Raw genomic sequence first — 19,363 nt, 5'->3', positions numbered from 1 at the left:
GGTTACGCCTTCTTCTGGTGTTGAGCCAACGCTGCTTTGACAAAACCGCTGAACAGCGGATGGCCATCACGTGGTGTCGAGGTGAACTCAGGGTGGAACTGGCAAGCGACGAACCATGGATGATCCGGAGCTTCAACCACTTCAACCAATGCCGCGTCAGCGGAGCGACCGGAAATCTTCAGGCCGGCTTCGATGATTTGTGGCAGCAGGTTGTTGTTCACTTCGTAACGGTGACGGTGACGCTCAACGATCACGTCCTTGCCGTAGCAGTCGTGCACCTTGGAGCCGGCTTCAAGCAGGCATTCCTGAGCACCAAGACGCATGGTGCCGCCCAGGTCGGACGACTCGGTACGCACTTCAACAGCGCCGGTCGCGTCTTCCCACTCGGTGATCAGACCGACAACCGGATGGCCGCTGGCGCGGTCGAACTCGGTGGAGTTGGCGTCTTTCCAGCCCATGACGTTACGAGCGAACTCGATGACCGCCACTTGCATACCGAGGCAGATACCCAGATACGGAACCTTGTTTTCGCGAGCGTACTGAACGGCAGTGATCTTGCCTTCCACGCCGCGCAGACCGAAGCCGCCCGGCACGAGGATCGCGTCGACACCTTCGAGCAGTGCAGTGCCCTGGTTCTCGATGTCTTCGGAATCGATGTAACGCAGGTTGACCTTGGTACGGTTGCTGATGCCGGCATGACTCATCGCTTCGATCAGCGACTTGTAGGCGTCCAGCAGTTCCATGTATTTGCCGACCATGGCGATGGTCACTTCGTGTTCCGGGTTCAGCTTGGCGTCAACCACTGCTTCCCACTCGGACAGATCAGCGCTGCCGCATTGCAGGCCGAAACGCTCGACAACAAAATCGTCCAGACCCTGCGAGTGCAGGATGCCCGGGATCTTGTAGATGGTGTCGGCGTCTTCCAGACCGATCACCGCGCGCTCTTCAACGTTGGTGAACTGGGCGATCTTGCGACGCGACGAAATGTCGATCGGGTGATCGGAACGGCACACCAGTACGTCTGGCTGCAGGCCGATCGAACGCAACTCTTTTACCGAATGCTGAGTTGGCTTGGTTTTGGTCTCGCCAGCGGTGGCGATGTACGGCACCAGTGTCAAGTGCATCAGCATCGCGCGCTTGGCGCCGATTTCGAAACGCAGTTGGCGGATGGCCTCGAGGAACGGTTGCGACTCGATGTCACCGACGGTGCCACCGATTTCAACCATCGCCACGTCAGCGTCACCGGCACCCTTGATGATGCGGCGCTTGATTTCGTCGGTGATGTGCGGGATCACCTGGATGGTTGCACCCAGGTAGTCACCACGGCGCTCTTTGCGCAGCACGTGCTCGTAGACACGGCCAGTGGTGAAGTTGTTGTTCTGGGTCATCGTCGTGCGGATGAACCGCTCGTAGTGGCCCAGGTCCAGGTCGGTCTCGGCGCCGTCGTGGGTGACGAACACTTCACCGTGCTGGAACGGGCTCATGGTGCCCGGGTCGACGTTGATGTACGGGTCCAGCTTCAGCATGGTGACCTTAAGTCCCCGCGCCTCCAGGATGGCCGCCAATGAAGCCGATGCAATGCCTTTCCCCAATGAAGAAACAACACCGCCCGTGACGAATATGTAGCGCGTCATGAAAAACCCTAGAAGTCTGCGTTAAAGCGGTACGAGCCGCCGGGGAAAGCGAAGGAAGGCCGAAGCCCCCGATCACCTGCATTAATCACAGTGCACCTTTCAAAAAAACCGCCGCGTTGGGACAGACCGGAAGGTGAAACACCGGTACGTTGCTCGCTACACATTTTTTGGAATCGCCCAGCAAAGACTGCTTGGTAATCGGCAACTCCTGCAATTCAGGCGAATCCACAGAAGTTGTATCAAGAAGGGAGCGTAGTCTACCGGAATGCTCCTTTCAGCTCAAACCTTGATCTTCGTCTGTTGGCAGCCAATGCAATTTCCAGCCGTCCTGCACAGAGCCATCAAGTCCCGGCAGGTTCGCCACCGCGAGCAATTCATCGCCGCGAAACAGCAGCGGCAATCTGCCACGCACGAACCCCGGCACTGCGCGCTCATTGAGCAGGCGCTTGAGATCACGGTGACCGCGATCCGCCAGATGCATGACTTCCCCGCCCTGCCGATAGCGAATCTGCAAAGGCCCGGCGGGAGTCTTCCCGCTGAACATGACACATCCGTTATCGGCCAAGCGTAGCGCTGCCGCCGGGGTCTGCCACTCGACGTCGATCATCGGCGTGCGTAGCCAGTGACCACTGAGCCACCACAGACGACCGGCACTGCGGTGCAACTCGCCATCGGCCAGACGCCAGATCGGTGACGCATCAGGAGCGGCATCGCACAGATCCGACCAACCCGACCAATGGTCGGTGTCGGGTAGTCGGGTCAGTGGTTCCAGCCAGTGGCTGAGGGCGTTTCGCTGGCGGGCGGCAGACAACGCCGCCAGCGGCGCCAACTCCAGAGAGGGTAATCCCAGCCATTCGAAATCATGAGCGGTAGCAGCTTGCGTCAGATCGATCTGCGCCAGCTCATCCAGCAACCCTTGGGCTTCACGCAGATGCGCGGCACTGCGAGCCATGCTTGCCTGCGCTTGCGGCCAGCGCTCACTCAGCGACGGCATGACCTGATGCCGCAAGTAATTGCGCGAGAACTGCCGATCCTGATTCGACGGATCTTCAATCCAGCTCAATTGATGAGCTTGCGCATACGCTTCGAGTTCGGCCCGGGAAACATCGAGCAATGGACGAATCAGCATCCCCTGCCCCACCGGACGCTGTCCCGGCATCGCGGATAATCCGCGCACACCCGCACCGCGCAGCAGCCGGAACAACAGCGTTTCCGCTTGATCATCGCGATGTTGACCGGTCAGCAACACATCATTGGCTTGCGTCAGCGAACTGAACACGGCGTACCGCGCATCCCGGGCCGCCCGCTCCAGACTGGCACCCGGTTGCACCTTCACCCGCTCAATCAGCAACGGCACCCCCAGCGCATCACAGACAGACTGGCAGTGTTGTGGCCACGCATCAGCCGCAACCTGGAGGCCGTGGTGAACATGAATAGCGCTGAGTGGAGGGAGGGATTCGGATTTTGCGAGATAGGCGAGCAGATGCAGCAGAACAGTGGAGTCGAGACCACCGGAGAATGCAATACGCCAATGAGTGGCGTTGCGCCAAGGCTCAAGGCTCAGTAATAACCGGGAAGGCAAATCAATCATGGACTGGCCCATATGTTTCTCTCTGCCCCAAACAAATGTGGGAGCGAGCCTGCTCGCGAAAGCGGTTTAACATTCAACACGTTTGTCGACTGTTATACCGCTTTCGCGAGCAGGCTCGCTCCCACATGGGTATTGCGCTCGACTTAGAGACCGTAGCTCATCAGTCGATCATAGCGGCGCTTCAACAGCGCTTCGTTATCGAACTTCTTCAGCATCGCCAGTTGCGAGCTCAGCTCGGCACGGATCGACGCCGCTGCGGCAGCCGGATCACGGTGTGCGCCGCCCAGAGGCTCGCCAATCACCTTGTCGACGATGCCCAGACCTTTCAGACGCTCGGCGGTAATGCCCATCGCCTCAGCAGCATCCGGCGCTTTTTCCGCGGTTTTCCACAGAATCGAAGCGCAACCTTCCGGCGAGATCACCGCGTAGGTCGAGTATTGCAGCATGTTCAGCTGATCGCAGACACCGATGGCCAGTGCACCGCCGGAACCACCCTCACCGATAACGGTGGCGATGATCGGGGTCTTCAGACGCGACATCACACGCAGGTTCCAGGCAATCGCTTCACTCTGGTTACGCTCTTCAGCGTCGATACCAGGATAGGCACCCGGGGTGTCGATGAAGGTCAGGATCGGCATTTTGAAACGCTCGGCCATTTCCATCAGACGGCAAGCCTTGCGGTAGCCTTCCGGACGCGGCATGCCGAAGTTGCGGCGTACCTTCTCGCGGACTTCACGGCCTTTCTGGTGACCGATGATCATCACCGGCTGATCTTCCAGACGGGCGATACCGCCAACGATCGCCGCGTCGTCAGAGAAGTGACGGTCGCCGTGCAGTTCGTCGAACTCGGTGAAGATGTGCTCGATGTAGTCGAGGGTGTACGGGCGTTTCGGGTGACGCGCCAGGCGTGCGATCTGCCAGCTGGTCAGCTTGCCGAAGATGTCTTCGGTCAGCGTTTTGCTCTTGTCCTGCAGGCGGGAGATCTCATCGCCGATATTCAGCGAATTGTCATTACCGACCAAGCGCAACTCTTCGATCTTGGCTTGCAGGTCGGCGATCGGCTGTTCGAAATCTAGAAAATTCGGGTTCATAGGCGTCCGTCTTGGGTCGTGTCCCAAATGAGCTTGGGCCGGCCGGTTGTCTATTCGCGCCCTACCTTAAGGGAGAGGCGCGCTGAGGTCGAGATTAAAAATTCAGGTTGCGGGCAAGCGCCATGATGGCACTTGCCGGTCAACGGTATTGGAGGAAGACGTTGTCTCGCCCGAACTGGTCACGCAGAGCCTGAATCAAGGCATCCGCCGGGTCGATCCGCCATGTCTCGCCAAACTGCAGCAAGGTCTTCGCATCCGGGCTGGTGTACTCCATGGTGATCGGGCACGCGCCGCGATGCCGCTTGAGCAAATCACCCAACCAGCGTAGCTGATCACCTTTCAGGTCCTGGGTTTGCAGCTTCAGGCGCAGGCTCTCGGCGAGGTTGGTGCGCGCATCTTCCATGCTCATCACCCGTTTGACGCGCAGGCGCAGGCCGCCGGAGAAGTCGTCGTTGCTGACTTCGCCTTCAACCACCACCATCGCATCGGTCTGCAGCAGCGACTGCGCAGAGTGAAACGCGTCGGCAAACAGCGACGCCTCGATCCGCCCGGAGCGGTCGTCGAGGGTGATGAAACCCATCTTGTCGCCCTTTTTGTTCTTCATCACGCGCAGGGCAATGATCATCCCCGCCACGGTTTGCGTATCCCGGGCCGGTTTCAGATCAATGATGCGCTGACGGGCGAAACGGCGGATCTCGCCTTCGTACTCGTCGATCGGGTGACCCGTCAGGTACAGGCCCAGGGTGTCTTTTTCACCCTTGAGGCGTTCCTTGAGGGTCAGCTCCTTGGCCTTGCGATGGGACGCATAAACGTCGGCGTCTTCCTCGACAAACAGCCCGCCAAACAGGTCGGCGTGGCCGCTGTCGTGGGTCCGCGCGGTTTGTTCGGCCGCTTTGATCGCCTCTTCCATCGCCGCCAACAGCACAGCACGGTTACGGTCGATGTTGGCCTGATAGGCTTTTTGTTCGTCGTGGAAGTACGGCCCCAGACGATCCAGTGCACCGCTGCGGATCAAACCGTCGAGGGTACGTTTGTTGATGCGCTTGAGGTCGACCCGCGCGCAGAAGTCGAACAGATCCTTGAACGGACCTTCCTGACGCGCTTCGGTAATCGCCTCGACCGGACCCTCACCAACGCCTTTGATCGCGCCGAGGCCGTAGACGATGCGGCCGTCGTCGTTCACCGTAAACTTGAACTCCGAAGTGTTCACGTCCGGCGCGTCGAGGCGCAGCTTCATCGTGCGCACTTCCTCGATCAAGGTCACGACCTTGTCGGTGTTGTGCATATCCGCCGACAGTACCGCAGCCATGAATGGCGCCGGGTAGTGAGCTTTCAGCCAGGCCGTCTGATACGACACCAGGCCGTAGGCGGCGGAGTGAGATTTGTTGAAGCCGTAACCGGCGAACTTTTCTACCAGGTCGAAAATGTTACCGGCAAGGTCGGCGTCGATATTGTTGGTCGCGCAACCTTCAATGAAACCGCCGCGCTGCTTGGCCATTTCCTCGGGTTTTTTCTTACCCATCGCCCGACGGAGCATGTCCGCACCGCCGAGGGTGTAACCGGCCATGACCTGAGCAATCTGCATCACCTGTTCCTGATACAGGATGATGCCGTAAGTCGGTGCCAATACTGGCTTGAGGCCTTCGTATTGGTAATCCGAGTGCGGGTACGCCAGTTCGGCGCGACCGTGCTTACGGTTGATGAAGTCGTCCACCATGCCGGACTGCAGCGGGCCCGGACGGAACAGGGCCACCAGTGCGATCAAGTCTTCCAGGCAGTCGGGCTTGAGCTTTTTGATCAGCTCTTTCATACCGCGGGATTCAAGCTGGAACACTGCTGTGGTTTCAGCTTTCTGCAACAACGAGTACGTCGGTTTGTCGTCCAGCGGGATAAACGCGATATCCAGCGGCGGCTCGTTGACCTTGGCGCGATCACGGTTGATGGTTTTCAGCGCCCAGTCGATGATCGTCAGGGTCCGCAGACCGAGGAAGTCGAACTTCACCAGACCAGCCGCTTCAACGTCGTCCTTGTCGAACTGGGTTACCAGACCGTCGCCGGCCTCGTCGCAATAGATCGGCGAGAAGTCGGTCAGCTTGGTCGGCGCGATGACCACACCACCGGCGTGTTTACCGACGTTACGCACGACGCCTTCAAGCTTGCGCGCCATCTCCCAGATTTCCGCAGCCTCTTCATCGACCTTGATAAAGTCACGGAGGATTTCTTCCTGCTCGTAGGCTTTTTCCAGGGTCATGCCGACTTCGAACGGAATCATCTTCGACAGACGATCCGCCAGGCCATAGGACTTGCCCTGTACCCGCGCCACGTCGCGCACCACAGCCTTGGCGGCCATGGAACCGAACGTGATGATCTGGCTTACCGCGTTGCGGCCGTATTTCTCGGCCACGTAGTCGATCACCCGGTCGCGACCGTCCATGCAGAAGTCGACGTCGAAGTCGGGCATCGAGACCCGTTCCGGGTTAAGGAAACGTTCGAACAGCAGGTCGTATTCCAGCGGGTCGAGGTCGGTGATCTTCTGCACGTAGGCCACCAACGAACCGGCACCCGACCCACGGCCGGGACCTACCGGTACGCCGTTGTTCTTGGCCCACTGGATAAAGTCCATAACGATCAGGAAGTAACCGGGGAAGCCCATCTGGATGATGATATCCAGCTCGAAATTCAAGCGGTCGACGTAGACCTGACGCTTGGCTTCGTAGTCTTCGGTGGTGTCCTTGGGCAGCAGCACCGACAGGCGCTCTTCGAGACCGTCGAAGGAGACTTTGCGGAAATACTCGTCGATGGTCATGCCATCGGGGATCGGGAAGTTGGGCAAAAAGTGCGTGCCCAGCTTCACTTCGATGTTGCAGCGCTTGGCAATCTCGACGGTGTTTTCAATCGCATCGGGAATATCGCTGAACAGCTCGATCATTTCCTCGGCGCTTTTCAGGTATTGCTGATCGCTGTAATTCTTCGAGCGCCGTGGATCGTCGAGGGCACGGCCCTCACCGATGCACACGCGGGTTTCGTGGGCGGCGAAGTCTTCCTGCTTGATGAAGCGCACATCGTTGGTCGCCACCAACGGCGCGCCAAGTTTGTCGGCAAGTGCGACGGCACCGTGCAATTGCTCTTCATCGTTGGGACGGTTGGTGCGCTGGATTTCCAGATAGAAGCGATCCGGAAACACCGCCATCCATTCACGCGCCAGCACTTCGGCTTCGGCCGGGTTGCCGCCGATCATGGTCATGCCGATCTCGCCTTCTTTGGCGGCGGACAGCATGATCAGGCCTTCGTTGGCTTCCGCCACCCACTCGCGCTCGACAATGATCATGCCGTTGCGCTGGCCTTCGATGAAGCCGCGCGAGATCAGCTCGGTGAGGTTGCGATAGCCCTTGGCGTTCATCACCAACAGGCTGAGCCGGCTCAGCGGAGCGTCCGGGTCTTTGTTCGACAGCCACAGGTCGGCGCCGCAAATCGGCTTGATGCCGGCGCCCATGGTGTTTTTATAGAATTTGACCAGAGAACACATGTTGTTCTGGTCGGTGACCGCGACCGCCGGCATGTTCATGGCCGTCAGCGCCTTGACCAGCGGCTTGATCCGCACCAGCCCGTCGACCAGGGAGTATTCAGTGTGCAGGCGTAGATGAACGAATGAAGCCGGCATAGTGATCCTGTCCAGTTACATAGAGACAACAAGGCCCGGATTGTACCGGGCCTCGAACAAAACATCAGCCTTGCGACTAAACCTGTGTCAGGCCTTCGAGCGCTTCATAAGCCTGACGCACCGGGGCAAACGAGCGCCGGTGAATCGGCGTCGGGCCAAGACGCACCAACGCTTCCAGATGAACGGGCGTCGGGTAGCCTTTATGGCCACCAATGCCATAACCCGGGTAGATCAATTCGAAGGCGGCCATTTCGCGGTCGCGGCTGACCTTGGCCAGAATCGATGCGGCAGCGATGGCTGGGACCTTGCCGTCGCCCTGCACTACGGCTTCGGCACGCATCGGCAGTTGCGGGCAGCGGTTGCCGTCGATCATCGCCAGTTTCGGCTGAATGTGCAGGCCGGCGACCGCGCGCTGCATGGCCAACATGGTCGCGTGGAGGATGTTCAGCTCGTCGATTTCTTCCACTTCAGCGCGGGCGATGCACCAGCTCAGGGACTTCTCGATGATTTCGTCGTAGAGCTTTTCGCGCTTGGCTTCGGTGAGCTTCTTCGAGTCGTTGAGGCCGAGAATCGGTCGGTTCGGATCGAGGATTACCGCTGCCGTCACCACCGCCCCACACAACGGGCCTCGACCGACTTCATCGACGCCGGCCACCAATTCTTCGACTTCGGCGACCAGGGTGAAATCCAGGCCCATCTGCATGCTTGTCTTGCTCATCGTGTTTGACCGATCAGGTTGAGGACGGCGTCCGCCGCCTGATTGGAGGCATCCAGGCGCAATGTGCGATGGATCTCGTCGAAGCCGCGGGTCTGTTCTTCGCCGCCTTCGATCAACGGCGACAGGGTCTGTGCCAGCGCCTCGACTGTTGCATCATCCTGCAACAATTCCGGGACCAGCAGACGCTGGGCCAGCAGGTTCGGCAAGGACACGTACGGGCTCTTGACCATGCGTTTCAGAATCCAGAACGTCAGCGGTGCCAAACGGTACGCCACCACCATCGGCCGCTTGTACAGCAGCGCTTCCAATGTGGCCGTGCCGGAGGCGATCAACACCGCATTGCACGCCGCCAGCGCCAGATGGGATTTGCCGTCGAGCAAGGTCACCGGCAGATCGCGGCCAGCGAGCAGCTCTTCAAGCTGCGCGCGGCGTTCGGCATTGGCGCACGGGATGACAAAGCGCAAACCCGGGCGCATCGCACGCAGACGTTCGGCAGTATCGAGGAACAGCGCGCCGAGGCGGGACACTTCGCCACCACGGCTGCCGGGCATCAACGCCACCAGCGGACCGTCGGGCAGGCCCAGTTCGGCACGCGCCGCAGCGCGATCAGCTTCCAGCGGAATGGTATCGGCCAGCGTGTGACCGACGAACCGTACCGGTACGCCTTTTTCTTCGTAGAACTTTGCTTCGAACGGCAGCAGCGTCAACATCAGGTCGCAGCCTTCGCGGATCTTCAGCACACGCTTCTGCCGCCACGCCCACACCGACGGGCTGACGTAATGCACGGTCTTGATCCCGGCCTGACGCAACTTGAGTTCAATATTGAGGTTGAAGTCCGGGGCGTCGATACCGATGAACACGTCCGGTTTCTCGGCGATCAGCGTGGCGATCAGGTCCTTGCGGCGCTTGAGCAACTCGCGCAGGCGCCCGAGCACTTCCACCAGGCCCATGACCGACAAACGCTCCATCGGAAAGTAGGAGGTCAGGCCTTCGGCCTGCATCAACGGGCCGCCGACGCCGATGAATTCGACCGCCGGATGCTGTGCCTTGAGGGCGCGCATGAGACCGGCGCCGAGAATGTCACCGGAAGCTTCACCTGCCACCAGCGCAATACGCAGATTGGCCATGATCAGCGAGTGATGCCGCGAGTCGACGATTGAATGGAGTCACGGAATATCGCGACTTCCGGGAACTGCGCAGCGGGTTCGGCCAGCTCAGCCAGTGCCTGCTCAACCGTCAGGCCTTGGCGATATACGGTTTTATAGGCGCGACGCAGGGTGTGAATGGCGTCTTCGCTGAAACCACGACGGCGCATGCCTTCGAAGTTCATGCTGCGCGCTTCGGCAGGGTTGCCGAATACGGTGACGAACGCCGGAACGTCCTTGCCGATAGCGGTGCCCATGCCGGAAAAGCTGTGGGCGCCAATGTGGCAATACTGGTGAACAAGGGTGAAGCCGGAGAGGATCGCCCAGTCATCTACATGCACATGGCCAGCCAACGCAGTGTTGTTGACCAGGATGCAGTTGTTGCCGATGACACTGTCGTGACCAATGTGCGCGTAGGCCATGATCAGGTTGTGATCCCCCAGCGTGGTTTCCGAACGGTCCTGCACAGTGCCACGGTGAATAGTCACGCCTTCACGAATGACGTTGTGGTCACCGATCACCAGACGGGTTTCTTCGCCTTTGTATTTCAGATCGGGCGTGTCTTCGCCTACCGAGGAAAACTGGTAGATGCGATTGTGCTTGCCGATGCGGGTCGGGCCTTTGAGGATTACATGCGGCCCGATCACGGTACCCTCGCCGATTTCCACACCTGCGCCGATGATCGACCACGGGCCGACCTCGACGCCATCAGCCAGAACGGCCGACGGATCGATGATTGCGCGAGGGTCAATCAAACTCATACTTTTTGTTCCGCACAGATGATCTCTGCCGAGCAGACCGGTTTGCCATCCACCGAAGCCTGGCATTCGAATTTCCAGATCTTGCGCTTGCAGCTGATGAAGGTCGCTTCGAGGATCAGCTGGTCGCCCGGCTTGACTGGCTGGCGGAAGCGCAGCTTGTCGGAACCGACGAAGTAGTAAAGCGTGCCGTCGGCTGGCTTCACATCAAGCATTTTAAAACCGAGGATCCCGGCAGCCTGAGCCATCGCCTCGATGATCAGCACGCCCGGCATGATTGGATGCGCCGGGAAGTGACCATTGAAGAACGGTTCATTGATGCTGACATTCTTGTAGGCGCGAATGCGCTTGCCTTCAGTGTCCAGTTCCACCACCCGGTCCACCAGCAGGAACGGGTAACGGTGAGGCAGGTATTCGCGAATCTCGTTGATGTCCATCATTTCGGGGGGAAGCCTATGTAAAGATTGGGAGCGCGACTGACGCGCACTCCTCTAGCAAATCAAGGAGGCAGTCTAGCGGCTGTGCACACTTGATATGGAAATGGTATCAGCCATCTGATGAAGCATTGCCGTCAGGGGTCACTTCCCCTACGCGCTTTTCCAGCTGTTTCAAACGTCGCGCGATGTCATCGAGCTGACGGATGCGGGCCGCGCTTTTGCGCCATTCGGCCGCTGGTTGCATGGCTGTGCCGGAAGAATAGGCACCCGGCTCGGTAATCGAGTGAGTCACCATAGTCATCCCGGTCAGGAAAACGTTGTCGCAAATATCAATGTGGCCGACCAGCCCGACACCGCCGGCGAGCATGCAGTGCTTGCCGATTTTGGTGCTTCCGGAGATCCCGACGCACGCCGCCATGGCGGTGTGATCACCGACCTGAACGTTGTGGGCGATCTGGATCTGGTTGTCGAGTTTCACGCCATTACCGATTACGGTATCGGCCAGAGCGCCGCGGTCGATGGCGGTATTCACGCCAATCTCGACATCGTCGCCGATGGTCACGCCACCGATCTGGGCGATCTTCTGCCAGATGCCTTTTTCGTTGGCAAAGCCAAAGCCTTCACCACCGAGCACGGCACCGGACTGAATCACCACTCGCTTGCCGATGCGCACGTCGTGATACAGCGTCACGCGCGGAGCGAGCCAGCCGCCTTCACCGATTTCGCTGCGGGCACCAACAACGCAATGTGCACCCAGTGTCACCTGCGCACCAATTCGCGCACCGGCTTCGATCACCACAAAAGGGCCGATGCTGGCGCTTGAATCAACCACGGCGTCAGGCGCAATCACCGCTGACGGATGGATACCCGCAGAGGCTTTTGGCTTGGGATCGAACAGGTGGGAAATACGCGCATAAGCCAGGTAAGGATCAGGCACCACCAATGAATTACCGGCAAAACCTTCGGCATCGGCTTCTTTGAGCAACAGTGCTGCTGCCTGCGAGCCCGCCAGGAATTTGCGATATTGTGGGTTTGCCAGAAAGCTCAACTGAGCTGGGCCAGCCTCTTGCAAAGTGGCTAGCCCAGTAATTTGCTTCTCAGGGTCGCCACGCAGGGTGGCGCCGAGGAACTCGGCCAACTGGCCGAGCTTGATAGTCACGGTCATGGGTTACTTCAGCTGATTCATGCGCTCGATTACCTGGCGCGTGATGTCGTACTGCGGTTTGACATCGATCACTGCGCCACGCTCGAACACCAGGTCAAAACCACCTTTCTTGATGACTTCTTCCACTGCGCTATCCAGTTTCGGCTTCAGTTGCTTGAGCATTTCGCGGTCGGCAACAGCTTTGGCTTCGTTCAGCTCCTTGGACTGGAACTGGAAGTCACGGGCCTTTTGCTTGAATTCCAGCTCCAGACGCTCACGTTCACCTTGCTGCATTTTGTCGCCACCGGCCATCAGACGGTCCTGAATGCCCTTGGCGCTGCTTTCCAGCGTTTTCAGCTTGGTCAGTTGTGGACCGAACTTCTTCTCGGCATCCACGGCGTACTTCTTCGCAGCGTCGGATTCCAGCAAGGCCATCTGATAGTTCAGAACGGCAATTTTCATGTCGGCAAATGCCGGGCCTGCCACCATCAAGGAGGCCAGGAGAACCAATTGAGTCAACTTACGCACGATGCACTCCTACAAAATCCATTGTCGTTATCTTGGGTCAGACGCTTAGAACGTCTGGCCGAGGGAGAATTGGAACACTTGAGTATCAGCGTCATCCGGCTTCTTGACCGGCATGGCCAACGCGAAGCTCAGAGGACCCAGTGCGGTGACCCAGGTCACGCCGACACCCACGGAACTGGCCATGTTGCTCAGGCTGATGTCGTTGCACTTGGTGTTCGACGACGAGCCGTTCGCATTGGTAGTGTCCTTGCACTGCGAGTCAAATACGTTACCCACATCCCAGAATACCGAAGTACGCAGGGAGCGCTGGTCTTTCACGAATGGCAGCGGGAACAGAACCTCGACACCACCCTGGATCAGGACGTTACCACCGAACGGCAGTGGGTCCTGGTCCGGGTCAGCCAGCGTGCCCGGGTTGGTACCACGGCTCGGCGTACTGCGCGGGCCGAGGGTGCTGTCCTTGAAGCCACGAACCGAGTTGAAACCACCAGCATAGTAGTTTTCATAGAACGGCAAGCCGTCTGTAGAACCGTAACCGTCGCCATAACCCAATTCGGTGTGCAGACGCAGGGTGTAGTTCTCGCTGATCGGCTGGAACAGCTGACCACGGTAATCAAGTTTATAGAACGACAGATCGCTGCCCGGCACGGTGGTTTCCAGGGTCAGGCTCTGGGAACGGCCACGGGTCGGCAGCACGCCTTTGTTCAGGGTCGATTCGGACCAGCCGGCCGACGCCTTGAAGTTCAGGTATTTGTCGCCTTCTTTGTTTACGAAGTCGAAAATCTCGTCAACAGTGTAGGTACCGGTCTTGATCTCGTCCTGCTGAACCGACAGGCCAAAGGTCAGACGCGAAGTTTCGCTGATCGGGTAGCCAACGTTTACGCCGGCACCCAGGCTGTCTACCGCATAGCTCGCTACGTCGACGTCGAGGTCTTTGTAGTCAGTGGTGCGATAGAACGCGTTGTAACCCAGGCTCACGCCATCTGCGGTCCAGTACGGGTCAACGTAGCCGAAGTTGTAGCGGCTCTGGTATTCGCTGCGAGTCAGGCCGATGCTGACGCGGTTACCGGTACCGAGGAAGTTGTTCTGGGTGATCGAACCACCGAGAATCAGACCGGCGCTCTGGGCGAAACCGACACTGGCGGTAATCGAACCGGAAGCCTGTTCTTCAACGCTGTAGTTCACGTCCACCTGGTCGTCGACACCTGGCACAGCCGGGGTTTCAACGTTGACTTCCTTGAAGAAGCCGAGACGCTCGAGACGGGTTTTCGATTGGTCGATCAGGTAGGTCGAAGCCCAGCCGCCTTCCATCTGACGCATTTCACGACGCAGCACTTCGTCTTCGGACTTGGTGTTGCCACGGAAGTTGATGCGATTGACGTAGGCACGCTTGCCCGGATCAACAGCGAACAGGATGTCCACGGTGTGGTCATCATCGTGCGGCTGCGGTACGCCGTTGACGTTGGCGAAGGTGTAACCCTCGTTACCCAGACGACGGGTGATCAGCTCGGACGTAGTGGTCATCAGCTTGCGCGAGAACACCTGACCTTTCTGCACCAGCAGCAAGGACTTGACCTGATCTTCAGGGACTTTCAGGTCACCGCTGAGTTTGACGTCACGAACGGTGTACTTCTCGCCTTCGGTGACGTTGACAGTGATGTAGACGTGCTTCTTGTCCGGGGTGATGGACACCTGGGTCGAAGCGATATCCATGTTGATATAGCCACGGTCCAGGTAATAGGAACGCAGGCGCTCGAGGTCACCGGAAAGCTTTTCACGGGCGTACTTGTCATCGTTCTTGAAGAACGACAGCCAGTTGGTGGTTTTCAGTTCGAACAGGTCGGTCAGGTCTTCCTCAGGGAAAACCGTGTTGCCCACCACGTTGATGTGCTGAATGGCGGCAACGGTGCCTTCGTTGATCTTCACTTTCAGACCAACGCGGTTACGCGGTTGCGAGACCACTTCGGTATCGACCGTAGCCGAGTAGCGACCTTGCGCGACGTACTGGCGTTGCAGTTCGTTACGCACACCCTCAAGGGTGGCGCGCTGGAAGATCTCGCCTTCGGCCAGACCGGATTGTTTGAGACCTTTCATCAAGTCTTCAGTGGAGATCGCCTTGTTGCCTTCGATCTCGATACTGGCGACCGACGGGCGTTCAACGACCGTGATGACCAGAACGTTGCCTTCGCGGCCCAGCTGGATATCTTGAAAGAAACCGGTTTTGAACAACGCACGAGTGGATTCCACCAGGCGACGATCATCCGCCTGCTCACCGACGTTCAACGGCAAGGCACCAAAGACGCTACCCGCGGAGACCCGCTGGAGGCCATTGACGCGAATATCAGAGATAGTGAAGGACTCGGCGTGAACTTCGGCGATCATCAATACGGTGAGAACCGCAGTTAGCAGCAGACGTTTCATGAAGTCCTTTCTTATTCCAACTGGCAATAAACAAACTGCCGCAAAATGCGGCAGATTCGCAATTCAGCGAAGCGTTACAGTCGACCCAGATCGTTGACCAGAGCAAGCAACATCACCCCGACCACCAAACTGATACCGATCTGTATCCCCCAACCTTGCACCCGATCCGACAAGGGACGACCACGCGCCCACTCGATCAGATAAAACAACAAATGCCCCCCATCCAGTACAGGAATGGGCAGCAAATTCAGAACCCCCAGGCTAATACTCAGATAAGCAAGGAAATTCAGGAAATCAGCGACGCCCGACTGGGCAGAAGCGCCCGCCACTTTAGCAATGGTTATCGGTCCACTCAAGTTTTTTACCGAGAGCTCGCCGAACAGCATTTTCTTCAGTGAATCGAGCGTCAGAATGCTCATGGTCCAAGTGCGACGGGCACCCTCGCCAATTGCAGCCAACGGCCCGTAACTGACCTCGCGAATCATCTCCGGCGGCCAGTCGACAGCTTTCACTCCTGCCCCCAGATATCCGCTTGGCGATTTGCTCTCACCGCGCGCTGCCAGAGTCACAGGGACGTCGATTTGAGCACTGTCGCGCTCGATGCGCAGCATGATTTTGGTATCAGGACGCGTACGAACGGTGTCGACCACCTGCTGCCAGTCATTCAGCGCCTGACCGTCGAGTGCCAACAGGCGATCACCGGTTTTCAGGCCGGCTGCCTGGGCCGGGCCTTTTGGATCAAGTTCGGCCAGCACCGGCGGCAGAGCCGGGCGCCAAGGACGGATACCCAGAGAGCGAATCGGATCCGGCTCATCAGCGCCTTTGAGCCAGTTGTCCAGCTTCAACTCACGCGGCGAATCGACAGTCGTGCCCTGTTCGCGCACTTGCAACTGCAGAGAACCGCTTTCACCAAGGCGCCGGACCAATTGCAGATTGACGGCAGCCCAACCGGTAGTCGGCTCCCCATCGACAGCAACAATTTCCTGGCCAGCGCTCAAACCAGCACTGGCGGCGATGCTGCCGGATTCAACCGCACCGATGACCGGGCGAATCTGCTCGCTGCCGAGCATGGCCAACACCCAGAAGAACACCAACGCCAACAGGAAGTTGGCAATGGGGCCGGCGGCAACAATGGCGATACGCTGACGCACGGATTTGCGATTGAACGACTGATCAAGCTGATCGACCGGCACTTCGCCTTCGCGCTCGTCGAGCATCTTGACGTAACCGCCCAACGGTATCGCCGCGACGACAAACTCGGTGCCCTGCTTGTCATGCCAACGCAGCAGCGGCATGCCAAAGCCTACGGAGAAACGCAGGACCTTGACGCCACAACGACGCGCGACCCAGAAATGGCCGAATTCGTGAAAGGTGACCAGCACACCCAAGGCGATCAGGGTGCCGGCAATCATATAGAGCGCGCTCATCTACTTTCTCCGCAAACCTGTTCAGTGCCGCGTGTAGCCATTGTGTTGCAAATTCTAACGATCGTGACGCTTCAACCACTGTTCGGCCAGAACTCGCGCCTTGGCGTCTGCCGTAAACACGGCTTCGAGATCTCCCAGCGCAACGACCGGTTCGAGGCTCAAGACCTCCTCGATGATACTCGCGATTTCCAGGTAACGAACCCGTCCGTCGAGAAACGCTGCCACCGCCACTTCGTTGGCCGCATTAAGCATCGCCGGAGCACTGTCGCCCGCCTCGGCCGCTTGCCGCGCCAGACGCAGGCAAGGGAAGCGTTGTTCATCCGGCGCCTCGAAGTCCAGACGCGCGATGGCGAACAGATCCAGCGGTGCCACACCTGAATCAATGCGTTCCGGCCAGGCCAGGGCATTGGCGATCGGCGTACGCATGTCGGGATTGCCCAACTGCGCCAGTACCGAGCCGTCGACATAATCGACCAGCGAGTGAATCACGCTCTGTGGGTGAATCACTACCTCGACTTGCGACGGCTTTGCATCAAACAACCAACAGGCCTCGATCAACTCAAGACCCTTGTTCATCATGCTGGCCGAATCGACGGAAATCTTGCGCCCCATGGACCAGTTCGGGTGCGCACACGCCTGATCAGGTGAAACATGCACCAACTCACTCATCGGCGTCTGTCGGAACGGGCCGCCAGAGGCTGTGAGTAAAATCCGACGGACACCCACCGCGCTCAATCCACGAGCGAAATCCTGTGGCATGCACTGGAAAATGGCGTTGTGTTCGCTGTCGATCGGCAGTAACACCGAACCGCTCTTGCGCACGGCCTGCATGAACAAGGCGCCGGACATCACCAGCGCTTCTTTATTGGCCAGGAGAATCTTCTTGCCGGCCTCGACGGCCGCCAGGGTCGGGCGCAGACCTGCCGCACCGACGATCGCCGCCATCACCGCATCGACTTCCGGAGCAGCAGCGACCTGACACAGCCCCTCCTCCCCCACCAGTACGCGGGTCGGCAAACCGGCGGCACGCAAGTCGTCCTGCAAGCCGCGCGCAGCGGCGGCTTCTGGCACCACCGCAAATTTCGGCACGTGGCGCACGCACAAGGCGAAAAGCTCAGCCAAACGCGTGAAACCGCTCAGCGCATAAACCTGATAACGCTCAGGATGACGAGCAATGACATCCAGCGTGCTCAGACCGATCGAACCCGTCGCACCCAGAACGGTAATCTGTTGTGGGCAACTCACGGTGCTGCCATCCACAGCAGCACGGCGAACACCGGAATTGCCGCTGTCAGACTGTCGATTCGATCGAGTACACCACCATGCCCAGGCAGCAGATTACTGCTGTCCTTGATACCGGACTGACGCTTGAACATGCTTTCGGTCAGGTCACCAACAACGGAAATGAACACGATCAGCGCAGCGCCAATCAGACCTTTAAGCAGCTCGGCGACAGTCCAGTCACGCACCAGACCGACAATCGCGGTGATCAGCAGACTCAGCGCCAGACCACCGTACACGCCTTCCCAGCTTTTACCCGGGCTGACTTGCGGGGCCAGTTTGCGCTTGCCGAACTTGCGACCGGAAAAGTAAGCGCCGATATCGGCACCCCAGACCAGCACCATCACGGCCATGATCAGCCAGTTTCCCAACGGATACTGCTTGATCTGCACCAGACCTTGCCAGGCAGGCAGCAGAATCAACAGGCCGATGACCAGTTTGGTCGCGGCGCTGGACCAATGCATGCTGGAGTGCGGATAGGTCAGCACCAGCCAGGTTGCCACTGCCCACCACAACACCGAAGCACCCAGCACCCATGGGGCAAGCCCGGGCAGGATGTACATGATAAACAGCATGAACGCGACCACCGCGGCAAAACCCACGCGGAACGCTTGCCCGGTGAAGCCTGCCAGACGCGCCCATTCCCAGGCCCCCAAAGTCACGACCAGACCGATAAACAAGGCGAAACCGGAGCCTTCCAGCAGGAAAAACCCGCACAAGGCAATCGGCAGCAGGATCAGTGCAGTGATGATTCGTTGTTTAAGCATTAAACCCGGGCTCCAGCTTCGACCTGTTCGCTCGTTTTACCGAAGCGACGCTGGCGCGAAGCGAAATCGGCCAGCGCATTGCGCATGGCATCGTGTTTGAAGTCCGGCCAGAACAGGTCGGAGAAGTACAACTCGGCGTAAGCCAGTTGCCACAGCAGGAAGTTGCTGATGCGGTGCTCGCCACCGGTACGGATGCACAGGTCGGGCAATGGCAGATCGCCGGTCGCCAGACAGGTTTGCAGCAGATCCGGGGTGATGTCTTCCGGACGCAGATGCCCGGCCTGGACTTCACGCGCCAGACGCTGCGCAGCCTGTGCAATATCCCACTGACCGCCGTAATTGGCGGCGATCTGCAGAATGAAGCGGTTGGAGCCCGCCGTCATCGCTTCGGCTTCACGCATTGCTGCCTGAAGCTCCGGATGAAAGCGCGAACGATCGCCAATGATGCGCAGGCTGATGTTGTTGTCGTTGAGGCGCTTGGCCTCACGACGCAACGCCTTGAAAAACAGATCCATCAAGGCACTGACTTCATCGGCCGGGCGCTGCCAGTTTTCACTGGAAAAGGCGAACAGGGTCAGTACTTCAACCTTCGCCTCAGCACACACCTCGATCACGGCCCGCACAGCATCCACGCCCGCTTTATGCCCGGCGACACCCGGCATAAAGCGTTTTTTCGCCCAGCGATTGTTACCATCCATGATGATCGCGACATGGCGCGGCACCGCGGACGGCGCAGTCTGCTTGGTCTTGTCCATTAAAA

At 58.8% G+C, this 19,363-nt stretch carries 15 protein-coding genes; all 15 read right to left on the bottom strand.

Annotation, left to right across the window (positions count from 1 at the left end; translation table 11 throughout):
• Positions 1–2 precede the first annotated feature (2 nt).
• The gene (locus RMV17_RS05715; RefSeq protein WP_034156321.1) at positions 3–1,634 is read right to left on the bottom strand and encodes a CTP synthase; all 1,632 of its coding nucleotides are present in this window, start codon (positions 1,632–1,634) and stop codon (positions 3–5) included.
• 274 nt (positions 1,635–1,908) lie between these two features.
• Positions 1,909–3,237, bottom strand: a complete 1,329-nt coding sequence (tilS, locus tag RMV17_RS05710; RefSeq protein WP_311885985.1) for a tRNA lysidine(34) synthetase TilS — start codon at positions 3,235–3,237, stop codon at positions 1,909–1,911.
• A gap of 131 nt (positions 3,238–3,368) precedes the next feature.
• Positions 3,369–4,316, bottom strand: coding sequence for an acetyl-CoA carboxylase carboxyltransferase subunit alpha (locus tag RMV17_RS05705; protein ID WP_038357918.1), 948 nt, complete (start codon positions 4,314–4,316; stop codon positions 3,369–3,371).
• A gap of 139 nt (positions 4,317–4,455) precedes the next feature.
• A complete protein-coding gene (gene dnaE / locus RMV17_RS05700; RefSeq protein WP_311885984.1) occupies positions 4,456–7,977 on the bottom strand; it encodes a DNA polymerase III subunit alpha in 3,522 nt (1,173 codons plus the stop codon).
• A 76-nt stretch (positions 7,978–8,053) separates the two neighbouring features.
• A complete protein-coding gene (gene rnhB / locus RMV17_RS05695) occupies positions 8,054–8,680 on the bottom strand; it encodes a ribonuclease HII (RefSeq protein ID WP_007908845.1) in 627 nt (208 codons plus the stop codon).
• A gap of 11 nt (positions 8,681–8,691) precedes the next feature.
• Positions 8,692–9,822 (bottom strand): lipid-A-disaccharide synthase, encoded by a 1,131-nt coding sequence (lpxB, locus tag RMV17_RS05690; RefSeq protein ID WP_311885983.1) that lies wholly within the window; start codon positions 9,820–9,822, stop codon positions 8,692–8,694.
• Positions 9,823–9,824: 2 nt separating this feature from the next.
• Complete coding sequence (lpxA, locus tag RMV17_RS05685; RefSeq protein ID WP_034156326.1) at positions 9,825–10,601, bottom strand: acyl-ACP--UDP-N-acetylglucosamine O-acyltransferase; 777 nt, start codon at positions 10,599–10,601, stop codon at positions 9,825–9,827.
• Positions 10,598–11,038, bottom strand: coding sequence for a 3-hydroxyacyl-ACP dehydratase FabZ (fabZ, locus tag RMV17_RS05680; RefSeq protein ID WP_016771469.1), 441 nt, complete (start codon positions 11,036–11,038; stop codon positions 10,598–10,600). The genes lpxA and fabZ overlap by 4 nt, the downstream gene beginning before the upstream one ends.
• A 106-nt stretch (positions 11,039–11,144) precedes the next feature.
• On the bottom strand, positions 11,145–12,200 hold the full coding sequence (gene lpxD / locus RMV17_RS05675; RefSeq protein WP_311885982.1) for a UDP-3-O-(3-hydroxymyristoyl)glucosamine N-acyltransferase: 1,056 nt from the start codon (positions 12,198–12,200) through the stop codon (positions 11,145–11,147).
• 3 nt (positions 12,201–12,203) lie between these two features.
• The gene (locus RMV17_RS05670) at positions 12,204–12,707 is read right to left on the bottom strand and encodes an OmpH family outer membrane protein (protein WP_007908849.1); all 504 of its coding nucleotides are present in this window, start codon (positions 12,705–12,707) and stop codon (positions 12,204–12,206) included.
• Positions 12,708–12,752: 45 nt separating this feature from the next.
• On the bottom strand, positions 12,753–15,128 hold the full coding sequence (gene bamA / locus RMV17_RS05665; RefSeq protein WP_034156328.1) for an outer membrane protein assembly factor BamA: 2,376 nt from the start codon (positions 15,126–15,128) through the stop codon (positions 12,753–12,755).
• Positions 15,129–15,202: 74 nt separating this feature from the next.
• Complete coding sequence (rseP, locus tag RMV17_RS05660; protein WP_034156329.1) at positions 15,203–16,555, bottom strand: sigma E protease regulator RseP; 1,353 nt, start codon at positions 16,553–16,555, stop codon at positions 15,203–15,205.
• A 54-nt stretch (positions 16,556–16,609) separates the two neighbouring features.
• Positions 16,610–17,800, bottom strand: coding sequence for a 1-deoxy-D-xylulose-5-phosphate reductoisomerase (ispC, locus tag RMV17_RS05655; protein WP_034156330.1), 1,191 nt, complete (start codon positions 17,798–17,800; stop codon positions 16,610–16,612).
• Positions 17,797–18,603, bottom strand: a complete 807-nt coding sequence (locus RMV17_RS05650) for a phosphatidate cytidylyltransferase (protein ID WP_034156331.1) — start codon at positions 18,601–18,603, stop codon at positions 17,797–17,799. Before RMV17_RS05650 ends, ispC begins: the two co-directional genes overlap by 4 nt.
• The gene (gene uppS / locus RMV17_RS05645) at positions 18,603–19,358 is read right to left on the bottom strand and encodes a polyprenyl diphosphate synthase (protein WP_034156332.1); all 756 of its coding nucleotides are present in this window, start codon (positions 19,356–19,358) and stop codon (positions 18,603–18,605) included. The genes RMV17_RS05650 and uppS overlap by 1 nt, the downstream gene beginning before the upstream one ends.
• Positions 19,359–19,363: the final 5 nt, after the last annotated feature.

This window comes from Pseudomonas sp. VD-NE ins (assembly GCF_031882575.1).
Taxonomy (GTDB): Bacteria; Pseudomonadota; Gammaproteobacteria; order Pseudomonadales; family Pseudomonadaceae; genus Aquipseudomonas; species Aquipseudomonas fluorescens_BZ.
This window is presented reverse-complemented; position numbering and strand designations above follow the sequence as displayed.

Bases quoted from the DNA above. Each gene is read 5' to 3' on its own strand.
- lpxA (WP_034156326.1), bottom strand. From the start codon at position 10,601: ATGAGTTTGATTGACCCTCGCGCAATCATCGATCCGTCGGCCGTTCTG.
- RMV17_RS05705 (WP_038357918.1), bottom strand. From the start codon at position 4,316: ATGAACCCGAATTTTCTAGATTTCGAACAGCCGATCGCCGACCTGCAA.
- fabZ (WP_016771469.1), bottom strand. From the start codon at position 11,038: ATGATGGACATCAACGAGATTCGCGAATACCTGCCTCACCGTTACCCG.
- uppS (WP_034156332.1), bottom strand. From the start codon at position 19,358: ATGGACAAGACCAAGCAGACTGCGCCGTCCGCGGTGCCGCGCCATGTC.
- RMV17_RS05650 (WP_034156331.1), bottom strand. From the start codon at position 18,603: ATGCTTAAACAACGAATCATCACTGCACTGATCCTGCTGCCGATTGCC.
- RMV17_RS05715 (WP_034156321.1), bottom strand. From the start codon at position 1,634: ATGACGCGCTACATATTCGTCACGGGCGGTGTTGTTTCTTCATTGGGG.
- lpxB (WP_311885983.1), bottom strand. From the start codon at position 9,822: ATGGCCAATCTGCGTATTGCGCTGGTGGCAGGTGAAGCTTCCGGTGAC.
- bamA (WP_034156328.1), bottom strand. From the start codon at position 15,128: ATGAAACGTCTGCTGCTAACTGCGGTTCTCACCGTATTGATGATCGCC.
- dnaE (WP_311885984.1), bottom strand. From the start codon at position 7,977: ATGCCGGCTTCATTCGTTCATCTACGCCTGCACACTGAATACTCCCTG.
- tilS (WP_311885985.1), bottom strand. From the start codon at position 3,237: ATGGGCCAGTCCATGATTGATTTGCCTTCCCGGTTATTACTGAGCCTT.
- lpxD (WP_311885982.1), bottom strand. From the start codon at position 12,200: ATGACCGTGACTATCAAGCTCGGCCAGTTGGCCGAGTTCCTCGGCGCC.
- rseP (WP_034156329.1), bottom strand. From the start codon at position 16,555: ATGAGCGCGCTCTATATGATTGCCGGCACCCTGATCGCCTTGGGTGTG.
- rnhB (WP_007908845.1), bottom strand. From the start codon at position 8,680: ATGCAGATGGGCCTGGATTTCACCCTGGTCGCCGAAGTCGAAGAATTG.